Raw genomic sequence first — 20,803 nt, forward strand, 5'->3', positions numbered from 1 at the left:
TCAGCCACGCTCCGTGGGTTGGGGGGAGGCGGAGCGGCCCGCGGCGGCCGCGCTTTGCCGGGACCGCTCGCGCAGGCGCTGGAGCACTTTGTCGCGCGGGCCGTCCAGCTTGATCTGTCCGTCTTCCATGACGATAAGCCTGTCCACAATGCGCAGCATGGACAGGCGGTGGGTGATGAGCACCACGGTACGTCCGCCCATGACCGTCTGGAGGCGTTTTTGCAGCAGCAGCTCGGAATCCGTATCCATATTGCTGGTGGGCTCGTCCAGGATGAGCACTTCCGGATCGCGCACCAGGGCGCGGGCCAAGGCCACGGCCTGGCGCTGGCCGCCGGAAAGGGCCTTGCCCTGCTCGCCTACCTGGGCGGCGAAGCCCGCGGGGTTGTTGCGCAAAAAGTCCGCCACGCCGGCCAGGGCCGCGGCGCGCAGCACCAGGTGGTCGTTGATGGTGGGATCGCCCAGGGCGATATTGTCCCGAATGCTGCCGTAGAAGAGCACCACGTCCTGGGGCAGTACGCCCACGCGGCCGCGCAGATCTGTGCTGGGGATCTGGCGGATGTCCACATCGCCGAATTTCACCGCGCCTTCCTTGGGCTGGTAGAGGCCGATGAGCAGCTTGCCCAGGGTGCTTTTGCCCGAACCCATGGGACCGATGACGCCCACATGCTCGCCGGGTTCAATGCGCAGAGACACGTTGCTGAGGGCCAGGCGCTCCTGATGCGGGTAGGCGAAGGAGACGCTCTCCATGCTGAACGAAGGGCGCAGCATGCCGAAATCCATGCAGGTTTTTTCGGCCTGGTTCTCTGAGGGCAGGGTCATGAGCAGGTCCAGGGCCTTGAGGGCCACGTGGGAATTCTGGATCCGGGTGAGCAGGGAGGCCATTTGCAGCAAAGGGGCCATGGTGCGGCCCACCAGGATGTTGACGCCGATGAGCGCGCCCATGGTCATCTGCCCGTCGGCAATGCGGTAGACGCCCCAGACAATGCAGGCCACGGTGACCACCTGGGTGATCAGCATGGAGAGGGTGACGGCCAGGTTGTTGTATTTGCGGGCCTCGCTGCTGGATTTGGCCGAAAGGCCCACTACCGATTCCCAAAGTTTCTGCATCCGGCTTTCGGCCATGCAGGCCTTGAGGGTTTCCAGGCCGTTGACGATCTCCACCAGCAGGGCGTTTTTCTGCATGTTCTGGCGGTAGCCGGCCTCGGCGCTGCGGCGGGAACGGTGCTGGAGGGTAAGCCCCAGGCCGATGAGCAGGGGCATGGCCCCCAGGGGCAGAAAGACCAGCGGCCCGCCGATGAAGACAATGAGCAGAAGAAAAATCACCAGGAAGGGCAGATCAATGCAGGCGAGCAGGCTGGAGGAGCTGAAAAATTCGCGCAGTTGCTCAAATTCACGCAGGTTGTTGACCAGCGCGCCCGTGGATTCCGGCTTGGCGTCCATGCGCATGGAAAGCACCTTTTCCACCAGGGAGCTGGAAAGCACAATGTCCGCATTGCGGCCCGCCACATCCACAAAGTGGGTGCGCAGGGCAGAGAGCAGGAAGTTGAACAGGTAGATGATGAAGATGCCTACGGCCAGCACCCAGAGGGTTTCCATGGCGTTGTTGGGCACCACGCGGTCGTAGACGTTCATGACAAACAGGGGGCTGCCCACGGCAATGAGGTTGATGACCACGCTGGCCAGGGCCACATGCCGGTAAATGGGCGCGTAGTAGCGCAGCACGTCCCAGAACCAGCGCTTGCCGTGCGAGATGCTCAGGCGGTCCGCCCGGTGGTCGGGCGCGGCCTCTACGGCGGCAAAGAGGGCGTAGCCGGAATATTCCTCCCGCAGAGCGTCCAGGGGCACCAGTTGCGAGGTTCCGGCCGTTTCGGGAAAGATGACCTCGGCCATGTCGTTGTCCAGGGCCGTAAGCACGCAGGAACGGTCGTTGGTGAGCAGAAGGATGCAGGGCAGAACCAGGCCGGGGATGTTTTCCAGCTGCGGCCGGTAGGCGATGCGGCCCGTAAGGCCCACTTTGCGCGCGGCCCGCAGGCAGGCCTGGGGCGTGACCCTGCTGCCCGTGAGCCCGGCCATGAGGGCCTGGGGCGAAACCACCCGCCCCCGCAGCCGGAGCACAATGGCCAGGCTGCGCAGCAGGCCGGGCATGAAATCCACGTCCGAAGGCCGCAAGGGCCCCATGCCCGCTGCGGGCGAAGGGCCGCCGGTCCGGGAAGCTGCCCCGCTGGCGGATTCCGACGATGGCGCTGCGGCGGTGTCTGGCGGGCTTGCGGCCCCTGAAGCGGCGGTTTTGTGCATAGGGGTGCTCTGGCGGGTTGTGCCGGAAGGGCCGGCGCGAGAAAAAATAACTATTGCCCTTAAAAATCCTGCAGGGGGAGGCGCTGCGCCTGCAGGAGGCCCACAAACGGCTCACAGAACTGCGCCGCGGGATGCCGGCACTGCGGCGCACCCCGCAGCGACAGTCAAGGCAGGGCAAGAGCTTACCCCAAGCCCCCTATTTTGCCAAGCGGCAGGGTTTCGGGGCCGCTGCGTGGAGCGTGCCGGCTTGCGGGCATTTTTCTGGCATTTGCCCAAGGTACGCCCTGCCGTTCCCTGAGGGGAGAATAAGATTTTTGAAGGGGCAGGGGGGACTTTTGTGAACAAAAGTCCCCCCTGCCCCCACAAAAAAAAGCGGGGAGCCGCCAGACTCCCCGCTTCAGCAGCCACCGGCCTGCGCCGTCCGTTGCGGCGAACGGCGAGGCCCGTGGCTCCCCGCGAACCGGGTCGCGGGGGTTGGGGGCGAGGGACCATCTTCCCCCCCGGGATGAGACCGCCCGCCCCCAACAGTGTTACGGCGCGTTTACGCCGGGATTATCGGTCTAGTGCGCCCAGAGCAGCTCGGCGTACTTGGGCAGCGGCCAGAGGTTGTCGTCCACCATGCGTTCCAGGGCGTCGGCGTGTTCGCGGCAGGCGGTCATGGCAGGCAGCACGCCGTCGCGGGCAGCCTTGGCCTGGTCCAGAGCGCCTTCGGCTTCCTGGGCGGCGGCCACGGCTTTTTCCAGCGCGGCAACGCCTTCCTGCAGGGCCACGATGTGGCCGCGCAGCTCATGGAAGCAGGCTTCTTCGCTGCCGGCTCCGGATTCGCCCAGCACCGCGCGGGCCTTAAGCACGGTTTCGGCGGCCTTAGTCTGGGCTTCCAGGCTGGGCGGCAGCACAGAGGCGCGCAGCATGTCGGCCATGAGGTGGCCTTCGATGCACACGGTCTTGGCGTAATTTTCCAGCAGGATTTCCTGACGGGAAAGGATTTCGCGTTCCGTGAGAATGCCGTGGCGCATAAAGACGTTCATGACGTCCGGGTCAGTGTAGTGGGCCAGGGCTTCCACGGAGTTGTGGTAGTTGGGCAGGCCCCGGCGGGCCGCTTCTTCGGGCCAGGCGGCGGAGTAGCCGTTGCCGTTGAAGACGATGGGCAGGTGTTCTTTGAACAGGCGGGGCAGGAGCTGCTGCAGAGCGCTGTTCAGGTCTGCGCCGCCGGCCACGGAGGCCTCCAGCTCGGTGGCGATGTCGTCCAGGGTGCAGGCCACAGCCGCGTTGAGGGCGATGTTCACCGGGGCTACGGACTGGGAGGAGCCCACGGCGCGGAATTCAAACTTGTTGCCGGTGAAGGCGAAGGGGCTGGTGCGGTTGCGGTCCGAGAGGTCCACGGGCAGGGGCGGCAGGGTGGAGACGCCCACTTCCATGACCGGGCTCTTCTTGCTGGCGGCGCTTTTGCCGTTAACAATGCCGTCCAGCACGTCGGTGAGCTGTTCGCCCAGGTAGACGGAAAGGATGGCCGGCGGAGCCTCGTTGGCACCCAGGCGGTGGTCGTTGCCCGCGCCCACAGTGCCCAGGCGCAGGGCCACGCTGTGCTTGTGCACGGCGCTCAGCACGGCGGCCAGGAAGACCAGGAACTGGGCGTTGTCCTGCGGGGTGCTGCCGGGGTTGAGGAGGTTGACGCCGTCGGAATCGCTCATGGACCAGTTGTTGTGCTTGCCGCTGCCGTTAACGCCGGCAAAGGGCTTTTCGTGCAGCAGGCAGACAAAGCCGTGCTTGGCCGCCATGTGGCGCATCATGTTCATGGTGAGCATGTTGTGGTCGCAGGCGATGTTGGCTTCTTCAAACACCGGGGCGATTTCAAACTGGCCGGGGGCCACCTCGTTGTGGCGGGTTTTGGCCGGGATGCCCAGGGCCCAGAGCTCGTTTTCCACGTCCTGCATGAAGCTCATGACCCGGCTGGGGATGGCGCCAAAGTAGTGGTCTTCCATCTCCTGGCCCTTGGGCGAGGGCGCGCCCATGAGGGTGCGGCCGGCCAGGAGCAGGTCGGGCCGCAGCACGGCCAGGTTTTTGTCCACCAGGAAGTATTCCTGTTCCGGGCCCACGTTGGGGCGCACATAGGCGGCCGTCTTGTTGCCGAAGAGGCGCAGAATGCGCAGGGCCTGGCGGGAGAGGGCGGAAATGGAGCGCAGCAGGGGAATTTTGCGGTCCAGGGCCTCGCCCGAGTAAGAGTAGAAGTAGGTGGGGATGTGCAGGGTGGCCCCGTAGGAAGCGGGGATGATGAACACCGGCACGGAGGGATCCCAGGCGGTGTAGCCGCGCGCCTCAAAGGTGGAGCGCAGGCCGCCGGAAGGGAAGGAGGAGGCGTCCGGCTCGCCGCTGATGAGCATTTTGCCGGAAAATTCGCTGATGACCTGACCGTCGGAGGCGGGAGACAGGAAGGCGTCGTGCTTTTCGGCGGTAAGCCCGGTCATGGGGTGGAACCAGTGGGTGTAATGGGTGGCGCCCATTTCAATGGCCCAGTCCTTCATGGCGTTGGCCACCACATCGGCAATTTCCGGGTTCAGGCGTTCGCCGTCGCGAATGGTCTTGGCGAGCTTACGGTACACGTCCTTGGGCAGGCGCTTGCGCATGGTGCTCAGGCCGAACACATGGCTGCCGAAAAGCTCGTCGGTTTTCTGCGCCTTTTTCTCGCAGGGCGTCACAGGCGCGGTATTCACCGCCTTGAACATGGCCTTTTTCCGGGGGGAACTCATACCCAGTCTCCTTTCTCGTTAAAAATGCTGCGGGTTGTCGCCCGGCGGGGGCGGGGGCCTTCAGCCGCCCGCCCCGCGGATGTTGTTGGGGTTTGCCGTTGCCTACAGGGCCTCGTCGCCGCGTTCGCCCGTGCGGATGCGGATGGCGTCCTGCACGTCGCTGATAAAGATTTTGCCGTCGCCCACCTGACCGGTGCGGGCCATGGAAACCACGGCGTTGAGCACGTTTTCAACCATTTCATCGGGCAGGACCACTTCGAGCTTGGTCTTGGGCAGGCAATCCACCTGCATGGTGGTGCCCCGGTAGACCTCCGTGTGCCCGCGCTGGCGGCCGAAACCCTTGATTTCCACATAGTTAAGACCGTGGATGCCCATCTCCGAGAGCACGTTCTTAACCTTGTCGAACATGCTGGGCCTGATGATGATTTCCATCTTTTTCATGGTCGTTTCCTTTCCCTGAAAGGGGGGGTTACAGGGAGTACCCGCGTTCGTTGTGTTCGCCCAGATCCAGGCCGGTGAACTCCTCTTCAGGCGCCACGCGCAGACCCACAGTGGCGTTGACTACAAAGAGAATGATGCGGGTCACGATATACACGAACACCCAGGTGCCCACGATGGACACAAGCTGGATCCAGACCTGCTTGGGGTTGCCGTAAAAGAGGCCGTCGGCGCCGTTAACGGCGGCAGAGGCGAAAAGACCGGTGGCCAGCGCGCCCCAGGTGCCGCCGATGCCGTGAATGCCCACCACGTCCAGGGCGTCGTCATAGCCGAACTTGTTCTTCAGCAGCACGCCGCCGTAGCACACGATGCCGCCCACGAAGCCGATAAGCATGGCCGGGAGGATGCCCACAAAGCCCGCGCCGGGGGTGATGGCCACCAGGCCCGCCAGCGCGCCGGAGATGGCACCCAAGCTGGTGGGCTTGCCCGTGCGCGCCCATTCCACCACCATCCAGCCGAGCACGCCGCAGGAGGAGGCGAGGTGCGTGGTGACCAGGGCGTGGGCGGAAAGGGGACCGGAAACCAGGGCGCTGCCGGCGTTGAAGCCGAACCAGCCGAACCAGAGCAGGCCGCCGCCCAGGAGGGTCAGGGGCAGGTTATTGGGGGTGGCAGGCTCCGCGCCGTTGGAAAGCCGCGGTCCAAGGGCCTGGGCGCAGGCCAGGGCGGCCGCGCCGGAAGCCATGTGCACCACTGCGCCGCCGGCAAAGTCCAGAGCGCCCATCTGGCCCATCCAACCGCCGCCCCAGACCCAGTGGGCCATGGGGGCATAGGCGAAAATCAGCCACAGGCCGGAGAAGAGCATCATGGCCGAAAAACGGATGCGTTCCGCATACGCGCCGGAAATGAGGGCCACGGTCAGCGCGGCGAACATGCACTGGAAGATCATGAACAGGGTGTGGGGCAGCTGGGCCGCCGCAGGGGCCGATTCGCCGCCCACGCCGTTAAGAAAAATGTAGGAAAGGTCGCCGATGACGCCGCCCACGTCCGGGCCGAAGGCCAGGGTGTAGCCGATGAGGGCCCAGAGCACGGAGACCAGCGCCAGCGCGCCGTAGCTGTGCATGTGGGTGGAAAGAATATTGCGGGAGCGGACAAGACCGCCGTAAAAAAGGGCCAGCGCCGGGGTCATGAGCATGACCATGCAGGCGCAGATGAGGATAAATGCAGTATCCGAGGCGTTCATACGGACATCCTTCTGAGGTGGTTTTGCGGGGGGATCGCCCTTGCGGTGCCATCCGCCGCCGCACCCGGTTCACAACCTGTTCCTTCTCTCGGGGCTGGCGCCTGTCCCGGACCGGACTTCCTGACCGGTCTTAGCCCTTTAAGCACGCACTGTGCCAAAGGGGCGTACAGGGGTAAAATTCTCTTGTAATTGGCTGTTTTTATTTTTAATTTTTTAGAAGTGCGGACGAAGGCGGCCTGGGCCTGCCGCAAGGGGTATGGAGTTTTTATACGTTTATGTAGAAAAAAAGAGCATCCTCCACGGCCACAAAGGGGCTGCAGAGGATGCATAGAGTGAAATATAAGAAATTAAAATGGTTAATGATGTTTTTGGAAATTATACAAAAATGTCGTTTTTGTTGCGAAAATTTCTTCTGTTCCGTGTGTTGTTAGCCTAACATAAAGAAATTTTTTGTAAAAATTTTTGTCGAAACGGGCAGTTCGGGACAGATAAAAAATACTTTTTTGTAGATTCTGTGTCCGCGGGCTTGGCCGCGCTAGCCTGCGTCTGTCCGCGCGCCGCCGTTTTTGCGGGGCCGGAAATCCTTGTAGGCGATTCCGTATTTTTTCATCCGCAGGGCCATGATCCGTTCCGTCAGGCCCAGGCTGGCCGCGGCCCGGCCCATCTGCCCCTGGCTGCATTCCAGCGCCTCCACTATGGAGGCCCGCTCCAGCTCGTTGAGCTGCTCCTGCAGGCTGCCGGAAAAGACGGGCCTGGCCGCGCCCGGCAGTTTGCCGCCCGGCGCGCCGTGCTCGCCGTGCAGGGCCGGGGGCAGATGCTGCGGCAGGATAAGCCCCTCCCGCCCCAGAAGCAGCACGGCGCGCTCCATAACGTTTTCCAGCTCCCGGATGTTGCCGGGCCAGGCGTAGCGCTGCAGCATGTCCATAACCGCCAGGGAAAGGCGCACGTTGTCCCGCCCGTTGGCCTGGCCGTATTTTTTGATGAAGTGGTTGGCCAGGGGCAGGATGTCCTCAGGCCGTTGGCGCAGGGGCGGCAGGTTGATGGGAAAGACGTTGAGCCGGTAAAACAGGTCGCGGCGGAAGGTCTCCTCCGCCACCATGCGTTCCAGGTCGCGGTTGGTGGCCGTGATGAAGCGCACGTCCACATAGTGGGTTTCCATGCCGCCCAGGCGTTCAAAGGCCCGTTCCTGCAGCACGCGCAAGAGCTTGGCCTGGGTCATGAGCGAAAGCTCGCCCACTTCGTCCAGAAACAGCGTGCCGCCGTTGGCCAGCTCAAAGCGGCCCTTGCGCGTGGCGTTGGCCCCGGTGAAGGCCCCGCGCTCGTGGCCGAAGAGCTCGCTTTCAATGAGGTTTTCCGGCAGGGCGGCGCAGTTGAGCGAAATAAAGGGCTTGTTGGCCCGCGTGCTGGCCGCGTGGATGGCCCTGGCGGCCAGCTCCTTGCCCGTGCCCGATTCGCCTTGCAGAAAGACTGTGGTGGTGGAGGGCGCCACCTGGGCTATCTGGGCGTAGACTTTTTGCATGCCTTCGGAATTGCCCACAAAGCCGCGCGGGCGCAGGGCCGGAACATTCTCCTCGTCCATGCGCCCCTGGGTTTCCAGGGCCGCGTGCCCCAGCAGGGTGGAAACAATGGTCAGCAGGCGCATTTCGTCTTCCAGGGTGGCTTCGTCCACCAGCAGGTGGTCCACGGAAAGGGCCCCCACCACCTGATCGTTGAGCCGGATGGGCACGCAGATGAAGGAAATGTCCTCCTTGCCCAGATCGCGCGAGCGGGTGCGGTTGAGAAACAGCGGTTCTTCCGAGACGTTGGAAATGTACATGGGCCGCCCGGTTTCAATGACCCGGCCCGTAATGCCCTCGCCGCGCACATAGCGCCCGCGCCGGGCCTCGGCGGGTTTGAGGCCGTAGGCGGCCTCAATGCGGATTTCGCCCGTGTTGGGGGAGATAAGGGTAATGGCCCCGCGCATCATGTGCAGGTGCTGGGCCATGAGCTGGAGGGCCTTGTTCAGGGCCAGGGAAACGTCCGTGGCCGCGTTCATCGTTTCGGAAAGTTCCAGCAGCAGCCTGAGCTGCTCTTCGCGGTGGTCGCGCAAGGACTCTTGGGCGGCGGCAGCCCGGCGGGGGGAAGATTGGCTGGTTCGCATGGCTCTCTGAGGCCCGCCTTCCCGGCGCGGCAGGCCGGCGCGGCGGGCGGGGTTAAGCGTTGTGCAGGGTCAGGTAGAGATCGCCCTGCCAGGGCCCCACGCGCTTGCCCAGGCCGCGCAAACGCACGGGCTTGCCCACGGCAAAGTCCGGCGGCAGGGTGATCTCCACGGTTCTCAGCTCTCCGGAAAAGGCCTGGCGGATCTGCAGGCGCACGCGCTTGCCTGGGGCCAGGTGGGCGGCGGGCAGGGTCAGGCTTTGCTCCTCGTCAATCTGGCGGCGCAGCCAGCCCTTGACCAGGCCCGTTACGCCGCCGGGGTCGGCTTCGCCCTTGGGCGCGCCCCAGAGCAGATTGGCCCGGTGCAGTCTGGCGGTCTTTGGGGCGGTTTCGCGGGCCCGCGCCCGGGCGGACTGGGGGCCGGCCTCGGCCCCGGCCTGGGGCGGCGGCGTGGCCTGCTGCCGGTTCAGCTCGCTGTAAATATCCTCAAACACCCGGCGGGCAAAGGGATCGTTGAGCAGGTCGCGCAGCACGTCGTGCTCCGCGTAGGCGGCGCGCCCCGCCGCGCTCTGGCGGTCTGCGGCCTGCGCGTCCGTTGCCGCGTCCGCCGTTCCGTCCTCTGCCCTGTCTTCCGCCTGTCCGGCGGGGCGCTCGGTTTCGTCCCGCCCTTCCGCCCGCGCAGCGCGCGCGCCCTTGTCGGCGTTCGGGTCCGCGGCGGGTCCGGCCGCTTGCGCGGGACCGCCTTCCGCGGCGTCGTCCTCGTGGGCCTTCTGCTCCTGCCGGGGCTGCGCCGCTTCCTCCGATCCGGGCTGGAGCACGGCGGAAAGGGCCACATAGGCTTCGTTAAGCAGCTGAAATTTGCGGCCCGCATCGGCCTGGCCGGGGTGCAGGTCCGGGTGCAGCTCAAAAGCCCGCCGCCGGTAGGCCCGCTTAAGGGCGGCCAGGTCCGCTCCCGGCTCCAGGCGCAGGATGGCGTAACATTCCTTGAGGCTTGGCTGGCGTGGGCTACGGCGTCGCATGGCGTTATTTGAGGATCAGGGCGTTGGCTTCGCAGCGCGGGTCGCGGGCCAGCAGGCCGTGGGTGCGCAGGTAGGCGCGTCCGGCTTGGGCGAAGGCCGTGTGGGTGGCCTCCGGCGCGATGCCGGGGCAGTATTCCTTGGCCATGGCGAGGCTGGCCGCATCCTCAATATTGCCGCGAAAAAACGGCCAGGCCCGGCACACGGCGGGCTTGCCCGCATGCACCCCGCAGCCCGCGCCGGGACGGAAAAAAATGCAGAAGCCGTCCGCCCCCGCGCGCAGCTGCCATTTGCCGCCCAAGCGTTCGCAGTAGCGGGCCAGAACCTCCGCTTCGGGCAGGGCCAGGTGCCCGGCCAGGCGGGTGAGGTCTGCGGGGCTGACCACAATGCCGCCCTTGCCCTGGCAGCAGTGGCCGCACATGCGGCAGTGGAACACGGCGGCGCTCATGGTTCGCATCCTTGGGGCTCCGGTGCGGTTGCATTTTCTTTGCCCTGGCGCAGGGGGCCGGAAAACAGCGGGGTTATGGCCAGCAGTTTGTTGGTGCTGCCGAAAATATACACAATATCGCCGGGCTCGAAAACCGTGTCCGCTTCGGGCGAGGCCAGGGTTACGCCTTCGCGCAGGATGGCGATGACCGTAACGCCGTAAGCCTTGCGCATCTGGCTTTGGGCCAGGCTCTGGCCGCAGAGGGGCGATGCCGCGCCCAGGCGCATGGCCTGCACGCCCATGTCCGGCAGGCGTCTGACCATGGCGTCCACTGCGTCCACCGAGTGGCTCATGCGCCGGATCATGCGGTAGTTTTCCTGCCGGATGCGGGCGGCGAAGGCGTCGATGTCCTGGCGGGGCACCAGGTATTGGGTGAGCACGCGGGAGAAGATTTCGATGGAAGTTTCAAATTCTTCGGCCACCACTTCATCTGCGCCCAGGCGGCGCAGGGGGGCCACCTCGGCCACAAAGCGGGTGCGGGCAATGATGTGCAGGTTGGGGTTGAAGCGCCGGGCCTCGGTAACGATGGCCCGCACGGCCGCCGGGTCGGAAATGACGATGACCAGCACCCGCGCCTTGGTCACGCCCAGGTGTTCCAGCACCACAGGCTGGGAGGCGTCGCCGTGGGCGATGGGCTCCTTGTGGCGGTAGCGGCTCACGGTTTCCGGGTTCATTTCCAGGATGGTGTAGGCGATGCCCGATTCCCTGGCCACATGGGCCAGGTGTTTGCCGCTGATGCCGAAGCCCACGATGATGAGGTGATCCTGCAAGGGGCAGCCTTCGGCCTCGGCTTCGGCGGCTTCCGGGGTTTCGTTCCGTCCGCCGGGCAGCCGGGCGGCCAGGCGGGGCGCGATGGCCATGAGGCCTGGGGTGAGCATCATGGTCAGCACGCTCACGTCCAGAAAGTTCTGGTAGGCGTTCATGTCAAAAAGCCCGGCGGCCAGGCCAGAGGCGGCCAGCACAAAGGCGAATTCGCCCACCTGCGCGAGGCTCAGCGAGGTGACCACGGCCGTGCGCAGAGGGTAGCCCTGGATGAGCACGGCGGGCAGGGTGAGCAGCGTTTTGAGGATGATGAAGACGGCCGTATAGGCGATGATGGAAAAAAAGTGGGCTCCGAAAAAATCCACATTGAGCATCATGCCCACGGAGATGAAAAAAAGGCTCATGAAAACGTCGCGGTAGGGCAATATGCCCGCGATGACGCTCATGCTGTACTGGGATCGGGCCAGCATGAGCCCGGCCAGAAAGGCCCCCAGGGAGAGGGAAAGGCCCAGAATGTTGGTGAGCAGGGCCATGCCCAGGCAGAGGCCCAGGGTGGTGAGCAAAAGGATTTCGCGGGTGCGGGTGCGCACCACGGCTTCCATAAGGCGGTTGAGCCCGAAGCGGGCGAAAAGCAGCACCCCGCCCAGCACCAGCACCACCCAGAGCACGGAAAGGACGGCATCCTTCAGGGAAAGGTCCAGCGTGCCGGCGAGCAGGGGCACGCAGAGCAGCATGGGGGCCACCATAATGTCCTGAAAGACCAGGATGGCCAGGGAAAGACGGCCCGTGGGGGTATTGGTGGAGCCTTTTTCCTGCATAATGCGCAGGACAATGGCCGAGGAGGAAAGCGCCACCAGGCAGCCCCAGAGAACGCCCTGCTGGTAGGGCAGGCCCTGGGTCAGGGCGAGGCCCGTGACGGCCAGCACCGTAAGGCCGATCTGCAGGCTGCCGCCCAGAAAGACCGGGCGCTTGAGGCGGTTCAGGGCGTCGCCCGAAAGCTCCATGCCGATGGTAAAAAGCAGCAGGGCCACGCCGATTTCCGCCACATGGTCAATGGCCTGGCGGTCGCGCACCACGCCCAGCAGGGAAGGGCCGCAGAGCACGCCCGTGAGCAGAAAACCCACGGTGGCCGGCAGTTTGATTTTATTGCAGACAATGGTGACCACAATGGAAAGCAGAAAAATGGTCACGATCTCATAGAGCAAAGGGACGTCCATGCGGCCTCCGTGGGGCGCAAAATACACGCCGCAGCCTTCTAAGGCAAGCCTGCGGCCGTGCCGATCAGGGCGAGCGCGGCGTCTGCTGCGGCCCTGCCGGGCCCTCCGCCCATATAGCGGAGGCATTATATAGGGTTGCGTTGTTGCCGCAGGGAGAACGTAGCGCGTTGGCCCAGGCGGCAGCCCTGAGCGCGGCTACGATTGCCGCCGCTTAAACAGTTTTTCCAGCGCGGCCGCATCCCAGCGCAGCACGCAGGGGCGGCCGTGGGGGCAGTATTCCCGCTCCGGCGTCTGCAGCCACTGACGCAGCAGCCCGGCGGCCTCGTCGTCCGTCAGGGCTTGTCCCGCCTTGATGGCGGCCTTGCAGGACATGGAGGCGAACAGGGCCGTGAGGTCGTCCTTGCGGCCGGCCAGGGCTTCTTCCAGAAACTGCCGGGCCTCGGCCCGGCTGAGCACGGGCGGCACGGCCGTGACCCGCAGGCCCCCGGCCTCGCTCCGCGCGCTGAAGCCCAGGGCCTCCAGGCGCGGGCGCAGGGCGTAGAAGCGCTCCGCTTCCGCCGGGGGCAGGGGCAGCTCCAGGGGCAGGGCCAGCAATTGCCCGGTGCCCGCAAAGCCGCCCTGACGCAGCCTGGCGTAGAGCACGCGCTCGTGGGCGGCGTGCTGGTCCACCAGCACCAGCGCGCCTTCCTGGTCGCGCAGCGTCAGATAGGTGGCGGCCACCTGCCCCAGATAGACAAAGGGCCCCACCCGCACGGGTTCCCGCCCGGCTCCTGCCGCGCCGGGGGGCGTGGGCCCGGCTTCGTCCTGGGCCGCCCCATAGGCGGTGGCGGCTTCCGCCAGGGCGGCCAGGGGCGCGGCCCCGTCCGCCCAAAGGCTTTGGGGGGCCTCCGGCCCGGCCGTCGCTTCCGGGGCAGCCGTTGCGCGGGCGGCGGCCGTTGGCGTAAAAATGGGCTGGACGTGCGGGACTCGCTCCGGCATGGTCTCGGTCGCGCCGCCGCGCGGGGCCGCCGCGTCTGGCGCTGCAGGGGCCTCCAGCGCGCCCGCTGCGTCCGCCGCCGGGGAGGCCGCCGGTGTCTCCGTCGGCCTTGGTGCGGGGATCGCCGCGGCGTCCGGTTGGGGGCGGCGCACTTCCCAGGGGGCAACGCCCTCAGGTTCCGGCCGGGGGCGCTCCAGCAGCGGGGGCTGGTCCAGCCGCCCCCAGAAGCCCAGGGGCCGGGGGGCGTCCGGGCTGTTGTCCGAACTGTTGTTTCTCGGGGCGCTCGCGGGCGCGTCCGTTCCGGCGGCTGCCGCCGCGTCCCAACCGCCCACCGCCAGGTCGAAGGAGGTGAGCAGCGCCCCCTGCACGGCGTGGAGCACGGCGGAAAACACGGCGGATTCGTCGCGGAAGCGCACTTCGCTCTTGGCCGGGTGCACGTTGACGTCCACTTCGGCGGGGTCCAGATCCACAAAAAGCACCGCCTGGGGGTAGTCGCGGCTGGTGAGGCGGCCTTTGTAGGCCTGGCGCACGGCGCTGAGCAGGCGTTTGTCCGTGACGGCGCGGTTGTTGACATAGAGCAGGATGCGGTCGCCGCGGGGCTGGCTCACGTTGGGCAGGGCGGCCAGGCCGTGGGCGCGGACGCCGTGGCGCGTGGCATCGAAGGGGCGCAGGGCTTCCACCACCAGGCGGGGCCAGATGCGGGCCAGGCGGCGGGGCAGGTCTTCTCCGGGCAGAAAGCGCAGGGCCTCGCGCTCGCCGGAGAAAAGGGCGAAGCCCACTTCCGGCCGGGTCAGAGCCAGGCGGGCCAGCCAATCCTGAGCGCGTTTGAACTCCGTGCCGGGGGTCTTTAAAAATTTCAGCCGCGCTGGTATGTTGCTGAAAAGATCACGGACATCCACCACCGTGCCCTGGTGCAGAGCCGCCGGGGCCGCGCTTTTGAGGCGGCCGTGCTCCACCTCCACGCAGTGGGCCGGTTGCACGCCTGCGGGCGTGCGCAGGGCGGAAGTGATGGCAAAGCGCGATACAGAGGCGATGCTCGGCAGGGCCTCGCCCCGGAAGCCGTAGGAGCGGATGCGCTCCAGGTCTTCCATTTGGGTGATTTTGCTGGTGGCGTGGCGGGTGACGGCCAGCTCCAGCTCGTCGGCGGGGATGCCCGCGCCGTCGTCCTGCACGCGGATGCGGCTTTGGCCGCCGTTTTCCAGCAGGACGTCGATCTGACGGGCCTGGGCGTCGAGGCTGTTTTCCACCAGTTCTTTCACCACGCTGGCGGGGCGTTCCACCACCTCGCCGGCGGCAATCTGATTACGCAGAGCGGGCGGTAACAAACGAATATGCGAAAATTTTCCGGTCATGGCTCCAGTGTATGCGGGCGTGCGGGGCAAGGCAAGCGGCGGGTGCGGGCCTGCGCCTGGCGGCGTGGGGGGGCTTGCCTTGGCGCGCGCTGTGCTTATGTATGGAAAGGCAGGCTTGGCCTGCGCGCCGCAAGAGCGTTGGCGCGCCGCCTGGCCCGCCGGGAGGTATCCGCCATGCGCAATAACCCTATCAAAGCTATTGCTGAACCCTTGCGGGGGCCCCTGGTGCCCAAGGGCTATGACCCGGAACTGCTCTATGTGGAGTGCGGGCGTTGCGGCTCCCCGGTCATGTGGGAGAAGGGCAAGGCCTCGCAGATTCTCGGCCTGGCGGGCATCGACCCGCTGGAGCTGGACGCTTCCTGCATGCTGGTGACGGACGGCTGCCCCATGTGCGGCGGCAAGGGGCACTATACGGTGCAGATTTTCCGGGTGGGCGGGGATACGCCCAGCCGCAGGCCGCCGTACTACGGCAACGCCTGAGCATTGCGGCCGCGCGCGGGCGCGGCGGAACAGGCCGGCGGCCAGGGGGCCGTTATGCCGCGCCGCGGGCGTTCTCCGGAGCAGATGACCGGAGGACGCCCGCGGCGTTTTGGGTAGGCGGGGAGGGGATTTTGCGGCCCCTCTCCGCTTCTGGGGCAAGGCCCTTCTCATAAGGGCGGCAGCGCCTTTGCCGCGCGGTTACGCGCCGGAAGGGGCGCCTTGCCTGCCCGCGAACACGTTGGTCCTAGGACACGTTGGGCCTAGGACACGTTGGGCCTAGGACACGTTGGGCCTAGAACACGTTGGGCTTAGAACACGTTGGGGTTGACCGCCACAAGCGTCCAGCAGATGGCCCCCGCGATGACGCCGTAGAGCAGGAAGGGCCAGAAAGTGCGGCGCAGCACTTCGCCCTCCCGGCCGGAAAGGCCCACCACCGCGCAGGCGGCCACGATGTTGTGCACGCAGATCATGTTGCCCATGGCCCCGCCCACGGCCTGGGCGGCTACGATGATCTGGCGGGGCAGCTCCAGGGTGCCGGCCATGTTCCACTGAAATTCGGCGAACATGAGGTCGGAGACCGTGTTGGAGCCGGTGATGAAGGCCCCAAGGCCGCCCACAAAGGCCGCCAGCATGGGCCAGACGCCGCCGGCAAAAGCGCCCACGGCCTGGGCCAGAGCCAGGGGCATGGAGGGCGCGTCCACGGAGTTGACCGCAGAGCCGCGGAAAATGGAAACCATGGCCACGGCAAAAACCAGGGCGATGGTGGGGGCCTTCATCTTTCTGAGGCTTTCTTTCCAGGCGCGGGAAACGGCCTGGCCGGACATTTTGTGGAGCAGAATGGTAACCAGCGCAACCAGAATGAAGAACGTGCCGGGCAGATACAGATAATCAATGCTGGCGTTAACGCCGTTGAAGCCCAGAATGTTGGTAAAGCTGATTTTTTGCTGGGTCAGCCAGCCCTTGAGCCCCAAAGAGGGGATGCGCGTGATGACCAGAAGCGCACAGATGATTCCATAGGGCAGCCAGGCGAGAAACTGGCTCATATGGGCATGGAAGTCGGTCTTGGTGCTGGCGGGCACGGTGCCGGTCCAGGCTTTGTCCCACTGGCTGGCGGGGGCGAAGTCCCAGGATTCCGTGGGCACGCAGAACCCTTTCTTGGTGCCCCAGACCACTACGCCGAGGCCCAGCAGGCCGCCCAGCAGGGAGGGAAATTCGGGCCCCAGCACCCAGGCGCAGAAAAGGTAGGGCACAAGAAAGCAGACGGCGGCGAACACGCAGTATTTCCAGGCGCGGAAGCCGAGGGCCCAGGATTTTTCCACCCCGAAGAAGCGGGTGAGGAAGCCCAGCATGAAGATGGTGATGATGATGGCCATGGGGGCGTGCATGATGGTGGCCCATTCGCCCACGGCTTTGCAGAAGGCGTCGTAGCTCTGGAAGGAGAGACCGGGGTTGGCGGCCACGGCTTCGGCGATGCTGCCTTTGAGGAAGCCAAAGCCCACCAGCACGGGGGTGCCCACCGCGCCGAAGGTGACGGGCACGGAGTTGAAGACCAGGCAGACCACGGCGGCGGCCATGGCCGGGAAGCCCAGGGCCAGAAGCAGGGGGGCGGCCAGGGCGGCGGGGGTGCCGAAGCCGGCCGCGCCTTCAATGAAGGCGGCGAACATAAAGCCGATGATGATGACCTGCACGCGCCGGTCGCGGCTCACGTCCCGCATGCCGCACTGGATGGTTTCCATGCCGCCGCTTTCCTCAAGGGTGTAAAGGATGAGGATGGCGCCGAAGACGATGATCAGCACGCCGATGGCGACAACAAGGCCCTGCAAAGACAGGGCCGCAAGGTAAAGGATATCCAGTTTCCAGCCGATGACGCCGCTTACGGCGCAGGCCAGCCAGGCTACGGGCATGGCCCGGGTGGCGGGCCAGCGCAGCCCTACCATGAGAATCAGGGCGATAAAGATGGGGATTACCGCCAGCAGGGCCAGTATTCCTATGGACATGGGCACTCCTTTTGCTGTTGTGCGCGTTGCGGTGGGGGAGGCCGCCGCGCGCCGTTTATCTTTCTTTGTGTACTCAAAGAGGGATAGACGCGGGTATAGTGCAAGCCGCGCTGCATCGTGGGGCGCAGCGACGTTTGTTAAAGGTTAGGCTGTTGGACGAGGGGACGCGCGGTGCTGGTCCTTTGGTCGGCCTGCTGCCGTAACGGGCAGAAAATTCCCTGCAAAAGCTAAGTTGGCATACGCTACACTATTTTTGCGGGGATTTCCAGCTAGGGCGGCAAAAAAGTGTCCGGCGGCCAGGCCCCGGAAAAATCAGACAAAAAGGCCGCCGGGGGAACCCAGCGGCCTTTGTGCTTTTTTTATTTTGCGGTCGTGCGGATTTCGCCGCCCTGGGCGGCGCTAGCCTTTGCGCTCCAGTTTGGCCCAGGTGTCGCGCAGGGTGGCGGTGCGGTTAAACACGGGCAGGGCGGCGGTACTGTCTTTGTCTTTGCAGAAGTAGCCCAGCCGTTCAAACTGCACGGCCTCGCCGGTTTCAAGGGCTGCGGCGGCCGGTTCCAGCAGGCCGCGGACCACCTGGAGGGAATGGGGGTTGAGGTTATCGAGAAAGGTTTTGCCTTCCGGGGCTTCGTCGGGGTTTTCCACGGCAAAGAGCTGGCTGTAGAGGCGCACCTCGGCGGGCACGGCGCTGGCCGCGGCAACCCAGTGGATGGTGCCCTTGACCTTACGGCCGTCGGGGCTCTGGCCGCCGCGGCTCTGCGGGTCGTAAACGCAGCGCAGCTCGCGCACGTTGCCGTCCTGATCCAGGAGGGCTTCGCGGCAGGTGAGCAGATAGGCGTAGCGCAGGCGCACTTCCGCGCCGGGGGAGAGGCGGTGGTATTTTTGGGGCGGATCCAGGCGAAAGTCGTCGCGCTCAATATAGATTTCGCGGGCAAAGGGCGTCTTGCGGCTGCCGTAGGCGGGGTCTTCGGGGTGGAAGGGCATTTCCAGCTCTTCCACCTGGCCTTCGGGGTAGTTTTCGATGACGACCTTGATGGGGTCCAGCACGGCCATCAGGCGTTTGGCGTGGGCGTTGAGGCGCTCGCGGATGCAGAATTCCAGCATGGCGTAATCCACCACGGAGTCGGCGCGGGCCAGGCCGATGCGGGCGCAGAATTCGCGCAGGGCTTCGGGGGGCACGCCGCGGCGGCGCAGGCCGCTTAAGGTGGGCATGCGCGGGTCGTCCCAGCCGGAGACGTGACCTTCCCTGACCAGCTGGATGAGCTTGCGCTTGGAAAGGATGGTATAGGTCAGGTTAAGGCGGGCAAATTCGATCTGCTGCGGGTGGTATACGCCAAGGGTATCCAGCACCCAGTCGTAGAGCTCCCGGTTGTTGACGAATTCCAGGGTGCAGAGGGAGTGGGTGATGCCTTCAATGGAGTCCGACAGGCAGTGGGTGTAGTCGTACATGGGGTAGATGCGCCAGGCCTCGCCCGTGCGGTGGTGGGCGGCGTGGCGGATGCGGTAGAGCGTTGGGTCGCGCATGACCAGGTTGGGGGAGGCCATGTCGATTTTGGCGCGCAGCACGCGGGAGCCGTCGGGGAATTCGCCGGCGCGCATGCGGCGGAAGAGGTCGAGGTTTTCTTCCACGCTGCGGTTGCGCCAGGGGCTTTCGCGTCCGGGCCTGGTGAGGGTGCCGCGGTACTCGCGGATGGCGTCGGCGGAGAGGTCATCCACATAGGCCTTGCCCATTTTGATGAGCTCTTCGGCGTAGCTGTAGAGCCGCTCAAAGTAGTCTGAGGCGTAAAATTCGCGGTCTTCCCAGTCGCCGCCCAGCCAGCGCACGTCCTCGCGGATGGCGTCCACATATTCCGTGTCTTCCTTGGTGGGGTTGGTGTCGTCGAAGCGCAGGTTGCACTGGCCGTGAAATTCTTTGGCCACGCCGAAATTGAGGCAGATGGATTTGGCGTGCCCCAGGTGCAGGTAGCCGTTGGGCTCCGGGGGAAAGCGGGTATGCACCTTGCCGCCGAAGCGGCCGGAGGCGTTGTCCTGCAGGATGCGGGCGCGGATGAAGTCCGTGCCGGGTCTGGCCGCGGCCGCTTCAGGCGCGGCGGCAGCGGCGGGGCTGGCGGAATGGTGTTCAGAAGACATGGACGGGCTCCCTTGCTGTGACGTCAATGCAGCCGTATAATCTACGTCAAGGCGCAGCTGCGGTCAATGCGCCGAGGCCTGGGGCGCTTGACAGGTTCGGGCCGCTGAGCTAGTGTGCGTCTTCGCCGGAAGCGCGCTCAGGGCGCGCGGCAGCGCGGAGAGGTGTCCGAGCTGGTCTAAGGAGCACGATTGGAAATCGTGTGTACGTTAACAGCGTACCGAGAGTTCGAATCTCTCCCTCTCCGCCAGAATTTTGTTTCAAGTTGTCAAGAAAGACCGGAAGTCGTTGCTACAAGACGATTTCCGGTCTTTCTTTTGTCTCATGTCGTCGGGTAAGAAACTGAGAAAACCGCCTCTTGTCTGGGTGAGCTTACCCCATTGCGTATTCCACTTGTAAGTTAGTGCTTATGTTGCTTGGGGTTGCCAAGTATTGCAAATTGCAGATGAAAGATACCTACTCTTGCCAATCGTTGCCAGAAGTTGCCGAAACGCCCATTTCCTGGTTGCGGACAATAGCGGGCAATATCCGGCAGCAAGATTTGAGGGCCGAGCGGGGCAAAGCTGCGTATTCGCTCGCCTTCGGCAGTGCAACGCTCCAAACAGCTTTCACACCCACCTCTTGACTTCTTTCGCTTAAAAGCTACCATCTCCTCGTGGGAATTATTCACTACACCACTGAAGACGGCACAGACCCATATCAAAAATGGGTAGATGCTCTGCGTGATAATCGCGCCAGGATTGCCGTTCTGCGGCGGATTGACCGGGCGGCAATGGGTAACTTCGGCGACCACAAGGCTTGCCGGGATGGTGTTTCCGAGATGCGCATTGATGTCGGGCAGGGGTATCGTGTGTACTATTTCCAACATGGACAAACGCTGGTCGTGCTGCTGTGTGGCGGCGACAAGCGCACCCAGGACGCGGATATCAGCAAGGCCGTTGCCTACAGGGCCGATTTCCTGCGCCGGATGAAGGAGGAATTACAATGAGTAAGCCGTATATTTCCCATGAAGAAGCTACTATCGAGAGCTTCAAGAAAGACCCGAACTATGCCGCCGAATACCTCAACGCCGTGCTTGAGGACGGCGATCAGGAAGAGCTTATGCTCGCCCTGCGCCGTATTGCTGCCGCCTTCGGCATGAAAGGCGTGGCGGAAACCGCGCAGCTTAACCCCAAGACGCTGTACCGCACGCTCTCGCCCGCCGGAAACCCCGAACTGCGCAGCTTTCAGGCCATTCTCGGCGCAATGGGCATGCGCCTTGCGGTAACGCCCCTGACGCGGGAACAGCATCAGTAAGCCGTGCGTAAAAATCCATGTTCAGGATTTTAATTGAATCCGCAACGCTCCGGCTAACTCCCGGTGCGTCCGCCGTGGAATGCAAATAATTCAAGAAAATTTTGCGTGGGTAACTTTACAAGTAGCTATATTCTTGAAACATAAAACAGCAATCAATTACAGAATGGTACGCTGCATGTTGTAATCTCTCCCTCTCCGCCAGAAATATCAAACTAGTTCATATTGTTATGAGCTAAGTA

The 20,803-nt window shown here is 64.7% G+C and carries 14 protein-coding genes and 1 tRNA gene; 4 read left to right on the top strand and 11 right to left on the bottom strand.

Translation table 11 applies throughout. The features are described 5' to 3' along the window. The 9 genes from BLS55_RS10470 to mutL form a co-directional block, all read right to left on the bottom strand. Positions 1-2,295, bottom strand: a complete 2,295-nt coding sequence (locus tag BLS55_RS10470) for a type I secretion system permease/ATPase (protein ID WP_180365453.1) — start codon at positions 2,293-2,295, stop codon at positions 1-3. A gap of 560 nt (positions 2,296-2,855) precedes the next feature. Continuing rightward, on the bottom strand, positions 2,856-5,042 hold the full coding sequence (locus tag BLS55_RS10475) for a glutamine synthetase III family protein (RefSeq protein WP_092154976.1): 2,187 nt from the start codon (positions 5,040-5,042) through the stop codon (positions 2,856-2,858). A gap of 102 nt (positions 5,043-5,144) precedes the next feature. Beyond that, the gene (locus tag BLS55_RS10480; RefSeq protein WP_092154978.1) at positions 5,145-5,483 is read right to left on the bottom strand and encodes a P-II family nitrogen regulator; all 339 of its coding nucleotides are present in this window, start codon (positions 5,481-5,483) and stop codon (positions 5,145-5,147) included. 28 nt (positions 5,484-5,511) lie between these two features. Next, the gene (locus BLS55_RS10485) at positions 5,512-6,720 is read right to left on the bottom strand and encodes an ammonium transporter (RefSeq protein WP_092154980.1); all 1,209 of its coding nucleotides are present in this window, start codon (positions 6,718-6,720) and stop codon (positions 5,512-5,514) included. Positions 6,721-7,255: 535 nt separating this feature from the next. Further along, positions 7,256-8,860, bottom strand: coding sequence for a sigma-54 interaction domain-containing protein (locus BLS55_RS10490; protein WP_092154982.1), 1,605 nt, complete (start codon positions 8,858-8,860; stop codon positions 7,256-7,258). A 52-nt stretch (positions 8,861-8,912) separates the two neighbouring features. Further along, positions 8,913-9,875 carry a J domain-containing protein gene (locus BLS55_RS10495; protein ID WP_092154984.1) on the bottom strand — a complete coding sequence of 321 codons (963 nt, stop codon included), beginning with the start codon at positions 9,873-9,875 and terminating at the stop codon, positions 8,913-8,915. Positions 9,876-9,879: 4 nt separating this feature from the next. Further along, on the bottom strand, positions 9,880-10,320 hold the full coding sequence (locus BLS55_RS10500) for a YkgJ family cysteine cluster protein (protein WP_373886030.1): 441 nt from the start codon (positions 10,318-10,320) through the stop codon (positions 9,880-9,882). Next, the gene (locus BLS55_RS10505; RefSeq protein ID WP_092154988.1) at positions 10,317-12,338 is read right to left on the bottom strand and encodes a monovalent cation:proton antiporter family protein; all 2,022 of its coding nucleotides are present in this window, start codon (positions 12,336-12,338) and stop codon (positions 10,317-10,319) included. The genes BLS55_RS10500 and BLS55_RS10505 overlap by 4 nt, the downstream gene beginning before the upstream one ends. A gap of 195 nt (positions 12,339-12,533) precedes the next feature. Beyond that, entirely contained in the window at positions 12,534-14,666 is a 2,133-nt protein-coding gene (gene mutL, locus BLS55_RS10510; RefSeq protein WP_092154990.1) for a DNA mismatch repair endonuclease MutL, read from the bottom strand. Positions 14,667-14,840: 174 nt separating this feature from the next. Between mutL and BLS55_RS10515 the strand changes: the two genes are divergently transcribed. Continuing rightward, complete coding sequence (locus BLS55_RS10515; RefSeq protein ID WP_092155012.1) at positions 14,841-15,146, top strand: hypothetical protein; 306 nt, start codon at positions 14,841-14,843, stop codon at positions 15,144-15,146. Positions 15,147-15,454: 308 nt separating this feature from the next. Here BLS55_RS10515 and BLS55_RS10520 read toward each other — a convergent pair whose 3' ends face one another. Together BLS55_RS10520 and BLS55_RS10525 are read right to left on the bottom strand one after the other, a co-directional pair. Next, entirely contained in the window at positions 15,455-17,143 is a 1,689-nt protein-coding gene (locus BLS55_RS10520) for an L-lactate permease (protein WP_092154992.1), read from the bottom strand. Positions 17,144-17,542: 399 nt separating this feature from the next. After that, positions 17,543-19,270: a glutamine--tRNA ligase/YqeY domain fusion protein gene (locus BLS55_RS10525; protein ID WP_092154994.1), complete on the bottom strand. Its 1,728-nt coding sequence runs from the start codon at positions 19,268-19,270 to the stop codon at positions 17,543-17,545. Positions 19,271-19,426: 156 nt separating this feature from the next. On the opposite strand from BLS55_RS10525, the gene BLS55_RS10530 reads away from it, so the two are divergent. The 3 genes from BLS55_RS10530 to BLS55_RS10540 all read left to right on the top strand — a co-directional run bounded on the left by BLS55_RS10530 (position 19,427) and on the right by BLS55_RS10540 (position 20,564). Then, positions 19,427-19,518 (top strand) — tRNA-Ser (locus BLS55_RS10530). A 405-nt stretch (positions 19,519-19,923) separates the two neighbouring features. After that, positions 19,924-20,256: a type II toxin-antitoxin system RelE/ParE family toxin gene (locus BLS55_RS10535; protein WP_092154996.1), complete on the top strand. Its 333-nt coding sequence runs from the start codon at positions 19,924-19,926 to the stop codon at positions 20,254-20,256. Then, positions 20,253-20,564, top strand: coding sequence for an addiction module antidote protein (locus BLS55_RS10540; protein WP_092154998.1), 312 nt, complete (start codon positions 20,253-20,255; stop codon positions 20,562-20,564). The genes BLS55_RS10535 and BLS55_RS10540 overlap by 4 nt, the downstream gene beginning before the upstream one ends. Positions 20,565-20,803 lie beyond the last annotated feature (239 nt).

Origin of the sequence: Desulfovibrio legallii, from assembly GCF_900102485.1 — a bacterium.
Lineage (GTDB): Bacteria > Desulfobacterota > Desulfovibrionia > Desulfovibrionales > Desulfovibrionaceae > Desulfovibrio > Desulfovibrio legallii_A.